Below are 15,065 nucleotides of genomic sequence, written 5' to 3'. Positions count from 1 at the left end.
GCCCCCCGAGCCGGGGGGCGCCCTCGATCACGTAACGCCGGGACCTACTCGGGGATCTCCACCCACTGCGCCTCGCTCGGCACACCCTGGTCGTCCGTGACGAACAGCATGTACCAGCCCGGCTGCACCAGGTTCTTGTTCTCCGGGACCGTCACCGTGACGCTGTCCTTGCCCTTCTTCACGTCCAAGGCGATCGAGCGCTGGTCGATGTCCGTGACATGCGTGGACGCGCTCGGCCTGATCAGCCGGGCGTTCTTGATCGACGAGGTGTGCTGCGTCTTGAAGGTGGCCGACTCACCGCGCTCGATGGAGTCGGGGCCGCCGCTCAGCGAGGGCTGCGAGCCCTGGTAGAGATACGGCGGGGTGTAGATCTCCAGACGCTGCTCGAACGTGCCCGGCTTGGTGTTGCCCTCGTCCGCGTACAGCGAGTCCGAGCCGAAGAACACCACGCGTCCGTCGGGCAGCAGCAGCGAGCCCGAGTGGTAGTTGCGGCCCACCAGCGGGTCGGCGACCTTGCGCATCTCGCCGGTCTGCGCGTCGTACATCCGCGCTTCGAGGATGTTGGAGTCACTGCGGCCGCGGTAGTCCTCGGAGCCGCCGGAGATCAGCACGCTGTCGTCGGGCAGGACCGAGGACTGCGGATAGCGGGTGCCCTTGTCGAAGGAGGGCCCGTCCTTGAACTCCGGGTTGTCCTCGCTGAGATCGATGATCCGGGTCTTGTCGCTGGACTGCTCCGACTCACCGACACCGCCACCGCCGACGACCATGAACTTCTCGTCCTGCGCGGGCGGCAGCCACACCGTGCCGGCCGTCTCCATCAGCTTCGGGTCGGACAGACCCTTCAGCTTGGTGAAGTCATTGGTGTCGAAATCCCAGATGCCCGGGTCGCGGCCGACGTCGTCCGGGCCGTAACCGGCGTTGGCGCCCGAGTAGAAGAGCTTGCCGTTGGGCAGCAGGAAGATCGCGGGGTACGTCGGGAACTGCCGCTCCTGCTTGACGTAACTCCACTTCTTCGTCTTCGGGTTGTAGACCTCGTTACGGTTGCCGGGCACGACCTGGCCGATGTCGTCCAGGCCCGAAAGGGCGAGGATCCGGCCGTCCTCGAGCGTGGTCAGCGTGGGGTACCAGCGCGCCTCGTTCATCGGGTCGACCTTGATGTACTCCTCGGCCACCGGGTCGAACTCATAGGCGTCGTCGATGCCCTGGAAGTCCTTCTTGTCGAGGGCGAGCTTCTGCGCGATGCCGTAGGTGTTCTTGGCGTCGGCGGCCGAGAGGCCCTCGACCTTGTAGTTGTCCTCGGTGCCGGTCTCGTACTTCTTGCCGCTCTTCGCGGCCTCGACGTAGACGCGCTCGATGCCCGCCTTGTTGCCGAGGAACTTGCCGGTCGCCTTGTCGAACTGCTTCGTGGCGCGCTCGACGGAGATCGACTCGGTGAGGACGAACGTCTTGCCGTTCTCCTTGCCCGTGAGCTTGGTGCCCTTGGGCAGGGTGATCGGCTTGTCCGGGTTCTCGTTGTGGACGATCATCAGGCCGCCGGCCTTGGTCACATCGCCCTTGAGCTTCTCGTACGACTTGGTGCCGCCGGCGACCAGGAGCTTGCCGTCCGGGAGCTGGGTGTGCCCCGTGCAGAACAGGTCGTTGGGGGTGGGGATCTTCTTGAAGGTGTTCTCGACCGGGTCCCACAGGACGGTGTCGAACTTCTTCGCGTCGAAGTTCTTCTGGTTGTTCCCCGAGCCCGCGACGAGCAGCACCTTGCCGGTGTGCAGGAGCGCGGCGTGGATCGTGTTGAGCTTGTACTCGTCGGGAAGTTCGACGATGTCCCACTTGCCGTTGTCGGCTTTGTACTCGGGTCTGTTGATCTTGTACTGGTGGTACTGATCCGAGCCGAAGCGCCACAGCGCGGGCCCGTTCATCCCGGCGAGCGCAAGCACCACCGCCGCGCCTATCGCTATGCGGCGGGCGCGGCGGCGGGTGTGCTTCACCGGCGTGGAGCCGACGGTCATTTCTTACGTCCCCCAAGGGCGATCTGCATGGTTTCGTCCGGGCGTCCGGTCCGAGCGGGACGCTCGGCGTCGGCCCAGCTGGGCCTGCCCTGGTGGTGCGGAGCGGCTGCCTGGGGCGGCACCGCTGCCTGCTGCGGCGCGGACGTACCGTCGCCCGAACCGCTTCCCTGAGCACCGGACTTGGGCTTCTTCTTGTCCTGGCGGAGCTGCCAGCGCCATACGAGGATGGGCGTGGCGGTGATCAGCATCGCGATCACACCCCAGATGATCATGGCCGGGTGGGCGTGCCCGTAATAGAACCCGGCACCGATCGAGCCGCCGAAGATCAAGATGAAGTACCAGTGGTAGCGGAAGGTCCCGAACCAGCGGTCGGGGGACGCCGAGTCGCCCTTCGGCGTGACCACGAACTTGGACTTGCGCCGAAGCACCGAGTCGATCAGCGCCTTCGCGTACAGCGGCGCGGACAGCGCGGACATCACCATGCCGGCCACACCGCCGGAGCCCTCGGGCTCGTGCGGCGAGACGTTGTGCCGGCGGTTCCAGATGTACAGGCCGATCTGCAGCGCCGAGGCGTTGCCGTAGAGCATCAGCCAGATCGTCGGATCGATGTTCACGCCCGAGGCGCCCAGGCCCAGGAACAGCGCACAGCTCAGCGCCGCCAGGATCCAGTTCAGGGCCGACATCGGGTAGAAGATGATCATCATCGTGTAGTTGAAGAGCTTGGTCGGCGGAAGCGAGTACCAGCCCTTCCAGTACTGCTTGAGGATCGTCTCGTACGTACCGCGCGACCAGCGCATCTGCTGCGTGAAGAAGTCCGTCCAGGCGCTCGGGCCCTCACCGACGGCGAGCACGTCCGGCGTGTAGACCGAGCGCCACTTCTTCCCCGTCTTCGGGTTGCGGTGGCGGTGGATCTCGAAGCCGGTCGCCATGTCCTCGGTGATCGAGTCGTACAGACCGCCGATCTGCTTGAGGGCGCTGATCCGCACGGCGTTCGAGGTGCCGACGAACATCGGCGCACCGTACGCGTTGCCCGCGCGCTGGATCAGCGCGTGGAAGAGGAACTGCTGGGACTCGGCGGCCTTCGTGACGAACGAGTCGTAGTTGCCGTACACCTGCGGGCCGATGACGAAGCCGACGTCCGGGTCGCGGAAGAAGCCGAGCATCCGCTCCAGGTAGTTGGGCATCGGCACGTGGTCGGTGTCCACGGAGGCGAAGTAGTCGTAGTCGTCGCCGTGCGCGTCCAGCCAGGCGTTGTAGTTGCCGTGCTTGGTCTTGGCGCGGTGCGGACCCTTCTTCTGGTTCCACTTGGCGATGCCCTTGCGGGAGAAGTGGTGCACGCCGAGCCGGGCGCACACCTCCTTGACCTCCGGGTCGTCGCCCTCGTCGAGCAGCCAGATGTGCAGCAGACCGCGGTGGCGCAGCTTGACCGCGGCCTCCAGGGTCTTGGTCACCATCTCGATCGGCTCCTTGCCGGGCACGAACGAGGTGAGGAACGCGACGCGCGTCCCGGTCTCGGGAACCACCGGGATCGGGTCACGGGCGACGAGCGTGGCATGCGCGTTGGACAGCACGTTCATGCAGCGGAAGAACTCGATCAGGCCGATCGAGACCAGCATGACGAGGTCGAGGTGCTCCAGATACGCGTTCGGAACGTAGTCCCGCTTCGTCCAGTGCTCCGGCTGAAGCAGCCAGGCGAGGAGGATGAGGGAGAGCAGCGGCGCCGCGCCCAGCATGAGGGCAGCTCTTATACGGTGCGGCTCCTGCGAGAGCAGCGACCGGTACTGCACCTTGTAGGGCTTGCTCGGATCGGGGTTGGTCAGTGGCCCCGAGAGCCGGCTGTAGTGCTCGTAGTCGTACCTCGGCAGCGTCTTCTTGATGCGCCGGAAGCCGCCCGTCCGATGTGATGGCACGCGCAACTGGGTCGTCTGGGTCGGGTCGGAGCCCGGCCGGGCGCCCGTCGGCGTCGACGTCATGAGTCATCCCCCCGCACGCACTGGTCTGCGTGTTCGTCGGTCCTTCCGCCCGCCGGAGTCCCCCTCGACCCCCGCAGGCGCGTCACTGGCTGGCCACCTCACCTGTCACTAGGACATGGAAGAGGTGCCTTCCGGTTGCATGATGCCCGCCCCGCCTTGCTTCATGAACGGGACCCCCACCGTTTCACGGCCGGAGCCCTCCGGCTTACACCGTCGGGGTCCCCTCCCCGTACCACCCGTTCATGTGGTGACGGCGACGAGAACCCCCAACTGTCTCGTACCGTCCGCCCCATGGAAGCCCAAGGCTCCCAATCTTCCAGCCAGGGTTCTACGATTCCTGGCTTGATCGCAAGAGCGATACAAGGTGTTTACTTGTCATACGCGTGGTTTGGGTGGCCAGTTGGGACTGGTGAGCCGAGCCTCGTGCGAATGTTACCGAAGTGCTCGCGTATTGCCTGCTCGGCCCGGATCACATCACCCGAGCGAACGGCGTCGAGGATCTCCCGGTGCTGGCGGCAGGTCACCTTGGGGTCCTGCGGCAGGTCGACGAGGTCCGTGCGGACGCGGTGGAAGGCGTCCCAGAAGGCCTCGAGCACCTCGCCGAGCAGCAGGTTCCCCAGGCCGCGGTAGAGCGTGGCGTGGAAGGCGCGGTCGGTGTCGGCGGCCACTTCGCCCGCGGCCGCCTCGCGCTCCATCCGCTCGATGAGCGCGTCGAGTTCGGCCAGGTCAGCGGCGGGTACACGGCCGGCGAGGCGGGCGATCAGACCGGTCTCCACGGCCTCGCGCAGCTCCAGGAGCTGCAACAGGCTGTCCTCGCCGCGGTAGTGGCCCGCGACCGTGCGGAAGGTCAGTCCTTCGATCATGGGTGCGACGGACATCGGTCCCACATAGGTACCGAATCCATGCCGGATCTCCACGATTCCCATCGCCTGGAGGGCCTTGAGCGCCTCTCGCACGGAATTGCGACTCACGCCCAGGAGTGCCATCAGCTCGGGCTCGGTGGGCAGCGAAGCGCCCGACGGCAGCCGCCCGTCGATGATGAGCTTCTTGATGCGCTCCTGTATGTCGCTCGCCATGGGGGTCACCGTATCCGGCGGATGGCTTGTCCTGACCCTGTACGGGGAGAAAGAGATGCGCTCGTACGCAGGGTGCGTGCACGCCCGTACGCAGCAGAAAGGCCCCCACCGCGAGGTGGAGGCCTTTCCGTGTCTGTGCGCCGCCAGGGACTCGAACCCCGGACCCGCTGATTAAGAGTCAGCTGCTCTAACCAACTGAGCTAGCGGCGCCTGCTGACCTGGAGAACTCTACCGGATGCCGGGGGGTGGTCCCGACCAGCCTCCGGCGGCGGGGGCGGGGTGCGGGGGTGGCCGCGTACAGCATTCGGACCGTCAACATGCGATATCCGGGAGCAGTTGGGAAACTGACGACCATGCAGATCCGCGTACGGCGATTTCCCGAACGATTCACGAGTGTGAGGTAGATCGCATGGAATCCGATGCGGCGGGACTGCCGGCATTCGAGGAATTCGAACCCGCGGTCGGTGCGTGCGGCTGCGCGGGGTGTCTCCGCTCAGGGAGTACCCGTCCCGGCCGGACCGCCCGTATTTCCGCGGCGTATTGCGCCAGGAGCGCACTGATCTCCGTGACCGCCGCGGGCACCCTGCTCGCGGCGGGATCCTCGGTCGCCTGTGCCGTGGCCCACCCCCTGGTCCGGCCGGCCGCCGACGACCCCGACGGGCATCCGCAGGGCACGGCCGCCCCGCTGCACGGCCCGTCCGGAACGGCCGCGGCGCCGGGCGCACCCGGCGCACCGGCGGCCGCCCGGGTGCGGCCCACCACCCGGGCCGACATCATCAGGCGGGCCAAGAGCTGGGTGGCCGCCGAGGTGCCGTACAGCCTGGAGAAGTACTGGGGCGACGGGTACCGGCAGGACTGTTCGGGCTTTGTCTCGATGGCCTGGAATCTCGGTTCGAATCAGTGGACAGGGACACTCGACCGATTCGCCGTCCGAATCAGCCGCGATCAGCTGCAGCCCGGGGACATTCTGTTGTTCCACAATCCCGCCGATCCGGAAAGGGGCTCGCACGTGACGATTTTCGGTGGCTGGACGGATTACACCCGCTCGCATTACCTCGCCTACGAACAGGCCCGCCCGCATACGCGCAAACAGGCCACCCCGTACGCGTATTGGAACCACGCGCAGCGCTATACGGCCTATCGCTACAAGGGCCTGACGGCCGCCGCGGCCGGTGCGCCCGCCCGCTATCCGGGGCGCGCGGCGTTCGGGCCCGGTGTGCGCAGCCCGTATGTGACGCAGCTCGGGAAGATGCTCGTGGCGCGCGGCGGCAAGCGGTACTACACGCAGGGCCCCGGTCCGGTGTGGGGCGAGGCCGACCGGCGGGCGGTCCAGGCCTTCCAGCTCGCGCAGGGCTGGCGCGGCAAGGACGCCGACGGGCTGCCGGGCCCGCGGACCTGGGAGTACCTGGCGAGCGGCAAGGGCCGCGACATCACGGCGGCCGGCGCTCCGGGGGCGCCGCGCAGGGTGCCGGTGTATCCGGGGCGCGGGATGTTCCGGCCGGGGCAGTCGAACGACTTCGTCACTGTGCTCGGGCGGCAGCTCGTCAAGAAGGGATACGGACGCTTCTACGCGCAGGGGCCGGGTCCGCGCTGGGGCACGGCGGACCGGCGCGCGGTCGAGGCGTTCCAGCGGGCGCAGGGGTGGCGGGGCGGTGCGGCCGACGGTGTGCCGGGGCCGGAGACCTGGCGGCGGTTGTTCTCGTGAGGTGGCTGTCGGGTGGGCCGGCGGGCTGCTGGGTCGTGGGGCGTGGGTTGGTGTCGGCTGCGGTGGTACGGAGGGTGCGATGACGTCGGCGGAAGCGGGGACCGGGGCCGTGGGTCCTGAGCGGGTGCGCTTGATCCAGAACGAGGCGACCACGGAAATTCCGGTGCATCTGCTGTTCCGCGATGAGCCGGTGGGTGGGGCGGGCTCGGTGGGTGGTGTGGGTTCGGTCGGTGGGGCGGCCTCGATCGGTGGGGCGGCCTTGGCCGGTGGCGCTGCTTCGGCCGGTGGTGCGGCTTCGGCCGGTGGTGCGGCTTCGGCGGTCGGGGTCGGCTCGGCGGCCGGAGCCGTGTCTCCCGCGGTCGGCGCGCGGCCCGCCGTGGTGGGGCGGGCCCGGCAGGGGACGGGGGAGCAGCCGCGTGCCGTGCGCAGGCCGCTGCCGCGTACGTCCGCACGGGCCGTGCTGCCAGTGGACGAGACCCTCGTCGAGCGCCCGGCCTCCGCGCTGTCCGGCGCCGTGGCCGTGGCCGCGGGGGCGGCCGGACTCGTGGGCGGCGCGGCCGGCCTGTGGTGGGCGGGGCTCGTGCCGCCGCTCGCGCTGCACCTCGCCCGGCTGCCGGTGATCGAGGGCGCACAGCCGGGGCCGGCGCAGTGGGCGCTGCTCGCGGGCTCCGGCGCGCTGGCCCTGTGCGCGTTCGGCGGGCTCGGGCGCGGACGGACCGGACGGGCCTGGGTGGTCTCGCTGTTCGGGCGGTACCGGGGGAGTGTGCGGCGGACCGGCCTGGTGTGGATCAACCCGTTCCTGAAGCGCCGCCGGGTCGACGTACGGCTGCGGCACTGGCGCAGCGAGCCGATGCCCGCCGTGGACGCGCAGGGTGCGGCGCTGCGGGTGGTGGTGCTCGTGGTGTGGCGGGTGAAGGACACGGCGCGGGCGACGTTCGGGGTCGAGCACCATGAGACGTATCTGCGCGAGTGCGTGGAGGCGGCGATGGCGCGGGTGCTCTCGCAGCTGCCGGCCGACGCGTTCCACGGCGACGGGCCGACCCTGCGCAACGCCGAGGCCGTGGGCGACGCCCTGACCCGGCTGCTCGTCGCGGACGCGGAGCCCGCGGGGCTCGAGGTGTTCTCGGCGCAGCCGACCCGGATCGAGTACGCGCCCGAGGTGGCCGAGGTGATGCAGCGGCGGCGGATCGCGGCCCTGGATGCCCGCCGCCGCGAGAGCGTCCTGACGCAGGTGGTGGACTCGGTGGAGGACACGGTGACCCGGCTGACGATGCGCGGTCTGGTGGAACTGGACGACTACGAGCGCAAGGCCCTGGTGAAGGACCTGACGGTGGCGTTCTATACGGGTCATGGAGATCGCTGAGCCCACGCTGGAAACCCTCGCGGCCGACGCCTGGCGGCTGACCGCCGCCGGGCCGCGCGTCCTGCTCGGTCTCGCGGGGCCGCCCGGCGCGGGGAAGTCCACGCTCGCGCGGGCCCTCGTGGAGCGGATCGGTGCCGGGGCCGCGTATCTGCCGCTGGACGGATTCCACCTCTCCAACGCCCAGTTGGAACGGCTCGGGCTCACCGCGCGCAAGGGTTCGGAGCCGAGCTTCGACGTGTACGGGTATCTGGCGCTGCTGCGGCGCGTGCTGGCGGAGACCGAACGGGACATCTACGTACCGGACTTCGACCGCACTGTGGACGAACCAGTGGCGGCGCGCCACCGCGTCGCCGCCGGGGCCCGTCTGGTGGTCACCGAGGGGAACTATCTCGGCTGCGATCTGCCCGGCTGGCGCGAGGCGCGCGAGCTGATGGGTGCGCTGTGGTACGTCGACGCGTCGGTTGATGTGCGTCAACTGCGCCTGGTGGAACGGCAGTTGACCGGGGGACGAACCTGGAGCGGCGCCGAGGAGTGGGTGCGGACGAACGACCGGCCCAATGGCGAACTCGTGGAGGAATCGCGGGGACGGGCCGACCGGATCCTCTCCACTATTGGTATGGACATGTTCAACTCCCGGCAATAATCTGGGACTTGGTCTAGACCGGACCTCGTACTTCCGGATCATGTACGCCGAGTCGTGCGGGTCTGCACCCCTGCATGTCCGCACGCCCGGATCACGCACTTCCGCACGGAGCACTGCGCAGCGCTCGAGCTCACCCCCACATCACGAGCCCCAGGAGCAGCAGTATGCGGAGAAAGAAGACGTACGCGGCCTTGGTGGGCCTGGCGACGGCCGGAGCGTTCGCGCTGTCCTCCGGTGGCGCCAGCTCGCACGGCTACACCGATCTGCCCATCAGCCGGCAGAAGCTCTGCCAGAACGGCACGGTCACCGGCTGCGGCGCCATCCAGTGGGAGCCGCAGAGCGTCGAGGGCCCGAAGGGCTTCCCGGCGGCGGGTCCCGCGGACGGCAAGATCTGTTCGGCGGGTCTCGGGCAGTTCGACGTGCTCAACTCGCCCACCAAGCCGGGCGGTGGCGCCTGGCCGGCCACGCAGGTGACCAGCGGTGCCACCCAGACCTTCCGCTGGCAGTTCACGGCACGGCACTCCACGACCGACTTCCGCTACTACATCACCAAGAACGGCTGGAACCAGAGCGCCCCGCTCTCCCGGTCGTCCCTCGACACCGCACCGTTCCTGACCGTCCCCTTCAGCGGCCAGCCCCCGGCGACGCTCTCGCACTCGGGCCGGCTGCCGTCGGGCAAGTCGGGGCGGCACATCATCCTCGCGGTCTGGACGATCGCGGATACGGGCAACGCGTTCTACGCGTGCTCGGACGTCCAGTTCTGAGCGTCCCGGCGCACCCCTTTCCGGCTCGCGGCTCAGATCTTGCTCAGATCGGGTTCTTCCCCTCTGGCCTGCGGGCATACGGTCTGCGCACACCGTGTTCGAGCGGTGTGCGCGGATCCGGGGGGATGCCATGGACTTCTTCTTCTACGCGGTGCCGACGGTGATGGCGGCTTTCGCCATCCTTTTCGCGGTGTCGTCGCTGCGCAGGGCGCGCGAGTTGAGCGCCGCGTGGCGCAGTGGCCTGACCGCGGAGGCGCGCTGTCTGCGCGCCTATACGACGACGTCGGGCAGCCGCGGCGGCAGTACGTCGACCACGCAGCACCACGTGTACGAGTTCCTGACCCGCGACGGGCGCGCGATCCGCTTCGAGGAGGACAACGGGCCGGGGATGAGGGTGGCGGGCGACATCGTGACCGTGCACTACACGGCCGAGCGCCCCGAACGTGCCACGGCGCACCGGCCCCAGCGGGGTCTCAACGCCGCCGCGGGAGGCGGGGTCCTGGTCTTCTGCGGGGCGATGGTGGCGTTCTGCGTCTTCGTCATGGTGACGTACTCGTCGATGTCCGCGGGGCCCGATCTGATGATGCCCTGAGGTCGCACTCTCCACATCTGACGGGGCGTCAATTATCGTGCGCCGCATGGGCACTCAAGGCGCAACCGTCGCGGAACTCGTCCAGGCCCGCTGGGCGGATCACCGTCCCGGACTCTGGTTCGAGGACGAGGTGTACAGCCACCACGAGGTCGCCGCCGCCGCCGCCGCGCGGGCCGCGCTGCTTGCCGATCTGCTGCCTCGGGGAGTCGAGCCGCATGTGGCGGTGCTGCTCGACAACACTCCTGAATTCCCCAGATGGTTGAGCGCCGCCGCGCTCGCCGGGGCCGCCGTCGCCGGCATCAACCCGACGCGGCGCGGCGCCGAGCTGGCCCGCGACATCCTGCACACCGAGGCCCGCATCCTGATCACGGAGCGCTCGCAACTCCCGCTGCTCGAAGGCCTGGAGCTGCCCGGCGTACGGGTGCTCGTCAGCGACACACCGGAGTACGCCGAGCTCCTGAAGCCGTACGAGGGCGCCAAGCCGGGCGAGCACACGGTCGGCGAGGTGGGGCCGCGGACCCGCATCCTCCTGTACTTCACGTCCGGCTCGACGGGCGCGCCGAAGGCCGCGATCTGTACGCAGGGGCGGCTCGCGGGAGCCGGGCAGTCGCTGCGGCGCTTCTTCGACGTGCGGCCGGAGGACGTGCACTACATCTGCATGCCGATGTTCCACGGGAACGCCGTGATCGCCGACTGGGCCCCGGCCCTCGCGGCCGGCGCGGGAGTTGCCCTGCGGCGCCGCTTCTCGGCCTCCGCCTTCCTCTCCGACGTACGGAAATACCGCGCGACCTACTTCACGTACGTCGGCCGGGCCGTGCAGTACCTCCTGGCCACCGAGCCCGCCGAGGACGACCGGGACAACCCGCTGCGGGTCGGGTTCGGGACCGAGGCGGGCGCGGTGGACGCGGGGCGGTTCGCCGAGCGCTTCGGGGTGCGGCTCGTCGAGGGGTACGGGTCCTCCGAGGGCGGCGCGTCGATCCAGCGCACGGCCGACACCCCGCCCGGCGCGATCGGCCGGGCCACGCCCGGCGACGACCTGGCGGTGGTCGACCCTTCGTCGCGCACCGAGTGCCCGCCCGCGAGGTTCGGGCCCGGCGGGCGGCTGCTCAACGGCGACGAGGCGATAGGGGAGCTGGTCAACCGGGGCCGTACGGTCTTCGAGGGCTACTGGCGCAACCCCGAGGCGGACGCGGCGCGGGTGCGGGACGGCTGGTACTGGACCGGCGACCTCTTCTACCGGGACGCCGAGGGCTTCCTCTACTTCGCGGGCCGCACCGACGACCGGCTGCGCGTGGACAGCGAGAACCTGGCCGCCGCGATGATCGAGAACATTCTGGCGCGCTGGACGTCGGCCTCCGCGGTGGCGGTCTACGCCGTGCCCGATCCGGTGGCGGGCGACCAGGTGATGGCCACGGTCGCGCTGCGCCCGGGGGCTGTCTTCGATCCCGCCGCCTTCGCCGCCTTCCTGTCCGCCCAGTCCGACCTCGGACCGAAAATGGTCCCCACGTATCTCCGCATCGTCGACCGGATGCCGGTCACGGCCACGAACAAGGTCCACCGCGTGGCCCTGCGCCGAACGGGCTTCCGCTGTGCGGAGCCGGTGTGGTGGCGTTCCGGACCCTCCACGGCGTACCGCCCGTTCACGCCCGCGGACCTGGCGGAGGTCCTGGCCCGCTACCGGTCACAGGGCCGCGAGGACCTCCTCGCCCACTGACGATCACGCCCCGGAAATGGTCGGGACCACCCCCTCGGACCGGGTACTATTTACTCGTCACGCGCCGCTAGCTCAGTTGGTTAGAGCAGCTGACTCTTAATCAGCGGGTCCGGGGTTCGAGTCCCTGGCGGCGCACGATGGCGATGGGCGAGAAGTGTCCGCGGAATGCGCGGACCTTCTCGCCCTCGTTGTTTTTTGCGCGGCTGCGCCGCGCGTTGTGGGGGCTTCGCCACCCACACCCCCTTGGGGTGGGGCCGGCCGCACGCGTGCCCGCACCCCCGCATCCGGCCTCGCGTGCGTGCCCGCACCCCCCGCATCCGCCCTCGCACGCGTGCCCCATGCGCCCGTTCATCTCGCCCTCCGCGGGTGGCCACTCGGTTGGCGCTGACATGTCATGTGCCCCCTTCAGGGTTTTTCCGGTTCGGTACGCCACGCGCCCGAGGAGGAACCCGTGCACAGATCCCCCACCCCTACCCGACGCCAGATATTCGGGTACGGAGGAGCCGGAGCGGCCGCCCTCATGCTCGGCACCGGTCTGTGGAGCTCCGGCGCCGCCCACGCCGCGCCCGCCCTGACCGGTGACCCCTTCTCGCTCGGCGTCGCCTCGGGCGACCCGATGCCCGACGGGGTTGTGCTGTGGACGCGTCTCGCGCCCGACCCGTTCGCCGCCGACGGTCACGGCGGCATGCCGGACAAGCCGGTACGCGTGCACTACGAGGTCGCCACCGACGAGCGGTTCCGCAAGGTGGTGCGCCGGGACAGCGTGGTCGCCACACCCGAACTCGCGCACTCCGTCCACCCCGAGGTGCGCGGCCTCGCCCCCGACCGCGTGTACTACTACCGCTTCCGTACCGGCACCGCGATCTCCCCGGTCGGCCGCACCCGCACCACGCCGCGTGCCTTCGCGATGCCGCGCGACCTGAAGTTCGCCTTCGCGTCCTGCCAGGCGTGGCAGGACGGCTACTTCACCGCGTACGACCACATGGCCGAGGAGGACCTCGACCTGGTGGTGCATCTCGGCGACTACCTCTACGAGTACGGGGTGCGCACCAACAAGCGCGGCGTCACCACGGACCCCAAGTTCCATACGGAGACCCTGGATCTGGCCCGCTACCGCCTTCAGTACGGCCTCTACAAGTCCGAGGCACCGCTGCAGAAGGCACACGCACGCTTCCCGTGGATCATGACCTTCGACGACCACGAGGTGGACAACGACTGGGCCGGCGCCGTCTCCCAGGACGCGGGCGCGGACCCGGAGGTGTTCCTGAAGCGCCGCGCGGACGCGTTCCAGGCGCTCTACGAGCACGCGCCGCTGCGGCACACCCAGCTGCCCAAGGGCCCCGACGTGCGGATCCACCGCAGGCTCGGGTACGGCCGGCTCGCGGACTTCACCATGCTGGACACCCGTCAGTACCGCGACGACCAGCTCTGCGGCGGGAAGACCAGCGCCGACTGCGAGGACCGCTTCGACCAGGGGCGCACTCTCCTCGGTGCCGAACAGCGCGACTGGGTCCTCAAGGGCTTCTCGCGTTCGCCCGCGCGCTGGCAGGTGCTCGGCAACCAGACCCCCATGGGCCAGACCGACCTGGACGAGGGGGAAGCCACCAACGTGTTCATGGACCCCTGGGACGGCTACGTCGCCGAACGCAACCGCCTCCTCGCGGAGGCCCGCAACCGTGACGTGCGCAACCTCGTCGTCATCACCGGCGACCGCCACCAGAACTACGCGGTCGACCTCAAGGCCGACTTCACCGACCCCCGATCGGCCACGCTGGCCGCCGAGTTCGTCGGTACCTCCATCGCGAGCGGCGGCGACGGCGCCGACATGACCGCGGAGGGACAGCGGTTCCTAGCTGCCAACCCGCATATGAAGTTCTTCAACGCGCAGCGCGGCTACGTCCGCGTCCACGTCGACCGCGACCGCCTCACCAGCGACTTCCGCGTCCTTCCGTACGTCACCCGCCCGGGCGCGCCGGTGAGCACGCGAGCCACGGCGGTGGTGGAGGACCGGGTGCCGGGCGTCCAGCTCTGACCCACGACGAAGGCCCTTCGCTTCGGCGGGGGGCCTTCGCCGTGCGGTGAAGTCTGCGTGGCGCCCGTGCAGGTGGGTGCGGGGGCGGCGACGGTGGAGCTTCGCTCGAACGGGGGATCTTCGGCTTGGCGGGCACAGGAGGTGCCGCTCAGGCGGCATCGGGAGCTCCGCCCGCGCCCTAGGCTTCCTGGCTCGTCCAGCCAGGCCCTTCGGACCGGAGTACCTCCATGCGCCCAGCCCGGTTGCCCGTAGCCGCCACGCTCCTGACGGCCGCCGCGGCCGGTCTTCTCCTCGCCGGCTGCTCGGCCTCCGTCGAGGTCGGCTCCGCCGCACCGAGGATGTCGGCGGAGCGGCTCTCCGACCTGGTGGCGGCGGAGCTCGCCGCCACCACCGGCCGGCCCGAGCCGGACATCACCTGCCCCGAAGCCCTGGCCGGCAAGGTCGGCACCACGACCCGCTGCCGCCTCACCGCAAGCGACGGCAGCACCCTCGGCGTCGCGGTCAGGGTGACCTCGGTCGACGGAGACCGCATCAACTTCGCCATCAAGGCCGACGAAACGGCTTCTCCGGCTGCGAACTGACTGTCCGGCGAAGTGCCCTGGGGAGTACGAGAGCTATCGCAGGTCCGGAAGACCGGCCGTTCAGCAGCCCGGGTCCGGGGCGTCCAGCGACAGAGGGCTGCCCTCCGGGAGGAGGTACGTGACGTAGAGGACCACTGGGGTCGTGCCCAGGTTGCGGCCGATGTGGATGTCCTTGCTGCCGCCCGGTTCCACGAAGGAGCCGCCCGCCGGGGTGGACTCGACCGTGCAGTCGCCGAGCGTTCGGGTCAAGGTGCCCGACTGGACCACGGCGAGCACCTGGCCCGGGTGGTAGTGCCAGCCCGTGGAGCCGCCGGGGGCGATCGTGATGGTGCGGACCGTGACGTCCGTGCGGCCCTTGGCCTTGATGCGCAGGGTGTCCTCGGAGGTGCCCTTGGCCAGGATCGTGCCGGTGACGCCGCTGCCGGGGGTCGCGCCCGCGGCGGAGGGCAGCAGGGCGAGTCCGGTCACGGTGGCGACGGCCGCGGCCGCGCGGTAGAGGCGGGTGCGGCGGTTGGACTTGGGTGCGTGGCGCTGAGCGGTGCCGGACATGGTGGGTTCCCTCCCTGGATGGATCAGTACGGGCCAACCGTACTGATCCATCCGGGAGTTCGGTTCGACC

12 protein-coding genes and 2 tRNA genes are annotated in these 15,065 nt (G+C 69.8%); 9 read left to right on the top strand and 5 right to left on the bottom strand.

Annotated features, from left to right (window positions below; genetic code table 11):
- Positions 1-44: 44 nt before the first annotated feature.
- The 4 genes from glxA to H9Y04_RS31485 all read right to left on the bottom strand — a co-directional run bounded on the left by glxA (position 45) and on the right by H9Y04_RS31485 (position 5,262).
- Positions 45-2,003, bottom strand: a complete 1,959-nt coding sequence (gene glxA, locus H9Y04_RS31500; RefSeq protein WP_187817498.1) for a radical copper oxidase GlxA — start codon at positions 2,001-2,003, stop codon at positions 45-47.
- Positions 2,000-3,976 (bottom strand): glycosyltransferase family 2 protein, encoded by a 1,977-nt coding sequence (locus H9Y04_RS31495; RefSeq protein WP_187817497.1) that lies wholly within the window; start codon positions 3,974-3,976, stop codon positions 2,000-2,002. Before H9Y04_RS31495 ends, glxA begins: the two co-directional genes overlap by 4 nt.
- A 368-nt stretch (positions 3,977-4,344) precedes the next feature.
- The gene (locus H9Y04_RS31490) at positions 4,345-5,052 is read right to left on the bottom strand and encodes a FadR/GntR family transcriptional regulator (RefSeq protein ID WP_187817496.1); all 708 of its coding nucleotides are present in this window, start codon (positions 5,050-5,052) and stop codon (positions 4,345-4,347) included.
- Positions 5,053-5,188: 136 nt separating this feature from the next.
- Positions 5,189-5,262: transfer RNA gene (locus H9Y04_RS31485), tRNA-Lys, on the bottom strand.
- A gap of 199 nt (positions 5,263-5,461) precedes the next feature.
- Between H9Y04_RS31485 and H9Y04_RS31480 the strand changes: the two genes are divergently transcribed.
- The 9 genes from H9Y04_RS31480 to H9Y04_RS31440 all read left to right on the top strand — a co-directional run bounded on the left by H9Y04_RS31480 (position 5,462) and on the right by H9Y04_RS31440 (position 14,446).
- Entirely contained in the window at positions 5,462-6,757 is a 1,296-nt protein-coding gene (locus tag H9Y04_RS31480; RefSeq protein ID WP_187817495.1) for a peptidoglycan-binding protein, read from the top strand.
- A gap of 79 nt (positions 6,758-6,836) precedes the next feature.
- On the top strand, positions 6,837-8,120 hold the full coding sequence (locus H9Y04_RS31475; RefSeq protein ID WP_236071689.1) for an SPFH domain-containing protein: 1,284 nt from the start codon (positions 6,837-6,839) through the stop codon (positions 8,118-8,120).
- A complete protein-coding gene (locus H9Y04_RS31470) occupies positions 8,107-8,763 on the top strand; it encodes a nucleoside/nucleotide kinase family protein (RefSeq protein ID WP_187817494.1) in 657 nt (218 codons plus the stop codon). Before H9Y04_RS31475 ends, H9Y04_RS31470 begins: the two co-directional genes overlap by 14 nt.
- A gap of 164 nt (positions 8,764-8,927) precedes the next feature.
- Complete coding sequence (locus tag H9Y04_RS31465; protein ID WP_187817493.1) at positions 8,928-9,527, top strand: lytic polysaccharide monooxygenase auxiliary activity family 9 protein; 600 nt, start codon at positions 8,928-8,930, stop codon at positions 9,525-9,527.
- A 130-nt stretch (positions 9,528-9,657) separates the two neighbouring features.
- Positions 9,658-10,119 (top strand): DUF3592 domain-containing protein, encoded by a 462-nt coding sequence (locus H9Y04_RS31460; protein ID WP_187817492.1) that lies wholly within the window; start codon positions 9,658-9,660, stop codon positions 10,117-10,119.
- Positions 10,120-10,165: 46 nt separating this feature from the next.
- Positions 10,166-11,833 carry an AMP-binding protein gene (locus tag H9Y04_RS31455; protein WP_187817491.1) on the top strand — a complete coding sequence of 556 codons (1,668 nt, stop codon included), beginning with the start codon at positions 10,166-10,168 and terminating at the stop codon, positions 11,831-11,833.
- A gap of 61 nt (positions 11,834-11,894) precedes the next feature.
- Positions 11,895-11,968 (top strand) — tRNA-Lys (locus H9Y04_RS31450).
- 385 nt (positions 11,969-12,353) lie between these two features.
- Complete coding sequence (locus H9Y04_RS31445; protein WP_236071714.1) at positions 12,354-13,865, top strand: alkaline phosphatase D family protein; 1,512 nt, start codon at positions 12,354-12,356, stop codon at positions 13,863-13,865.
- 227 nt (positions 13,866-14,092) lie between these two features.
- On the top strand, positions 14,093-14,446 hold the full coding sequence (locus tag H9Y04_RS31440) for a DUF4333 domain-containing protein (protein WP_187817489.1): 354 nt from the start codon (positions 14,093-14,095) through the stop codon (positions 14,444-14,446).
- 60 nt (positions 14,447-14,506) lie between these two features.
- Here the strand turns inward: H9Y04_RS31440 and H9Y04_RS31435 are convergent, their stop codons facing one another.
- The gene (locus H9Y04_RS31435) at positions 14,507-14,995 is read right to left on the bottom strand and encodes a cupin domain-containing protein (protein ID WP_187817488.1); all 489 of its coding nucleotides are present in this window, start codon (positions 14,993-14,995) and stop codon (positions 14,507-14,509) included.
- Positions 14,996-15,065 lie beyond the last annotated feature (70 nt).

Origin of the sequence: Streptomyces polyasparticus (assembly GCF_014493765.1) — a bacterium.
Lineage (GTDB): Bacteria > Actinomycetota > Actinomycetes > Streptomycetales > Streptomycetaceae > Streptomyces > Streptomyces polyasparticus.
Note: the sequence above shows the minus strand (reverse complement) of the source record. Positions and strands in the feature narration are given on the sequence as shown.

Excerpts from the sequence above, each read along its gene's own strand:
- glxA (WP_187817498.1), bottom strand. The coding sequence starts at position 2,003 with ATGACCGTCGGCTCCACGCCGGTGAAGCACACCCGCCGCCGCGCCCGC.
- H9Y04_RS31495 (WP_187817497.1), bottom strand. The coding sequence starts at position 3,976 with ATGACGTCGACGCCGACGGGCGCCCGGCCGGGCTCCGACCCGACCCAG.
- H9Y04_RS31490 (WP_187817496.1), bottom strand. The coding sequence starts at position 5,052 with ATGGCGAGCGACATACAGGAGCGCATCAAGAAGCTCATCATCGACGGG.
- H9Y04_RS31480 (WP_187817495.1), top strand. The coding sequence starts at position 5,462 with ATGGAATCCGATGCGGCGGGACTGCCGGCATTCGAGGAATTCGAACCC.
- H9Y04_RS31475 (WP_236071689.1), top strand. The coding sequence starts at position 6,837 with ATGACGTCGGCGGAAGCGGGGACCGGGGCCGTGGGTCCTGAGCGGGTG.
- H9Y04_RS31470 (WP_187817494.1), top strand. The coding sequence starts at position 8,107 with ATGGAGATCGCTGAGCCCACGCTGGAAACCCTCGCGGCCGACGCCTGG.
- H9Y04_RS31465 (WP_187817493.1), top strand. The coding sequence starts at position 8,928 with ATGCGGAGAAAGAAGACGTACGCGGCCTTGGTGGGCCTGGCGACGGCC.
- H9Y04_RS31460 (WP_187817492.1), top strand. The coding sequence starts at position 9,658 with ATGGACTTCTTCTTCTACGCGGTGCCGACGGTGATGGCGGCTTTCGCC.
- H9Y04_RS31455 (WP_187817491.1), top strand. The coding sequence starts at position 10,166 with ATGGGCACTCAAGGCGCAACCGTCGCGGAACTCGTCCAGGCCCGCTGG.
- H9Y04_RS31445 (WP_236071714.1), top strand. The coding sequence starts at position 12,354 with ATGCTCGGCACCGGTCTGTGGAGCTCCGGCGCCGCCCACGCCGCGCCC.
- H9Y04_RS31440 (WP_187817489.1), top strand. The coding sequence starts at position 14,093 with ATGCGCCCAGCCCGGTTGCCCGTAGCCGCCACGCTCCTGACGGCCGCC.
- H9Y04_RS31435 (WP_187817488.1), bottom strand. The coding sequence starts at position 14,995 with ATGTCCGGCACCGCTCAGCGCCACGCACCCAAGTCCAACCGCCGCACC.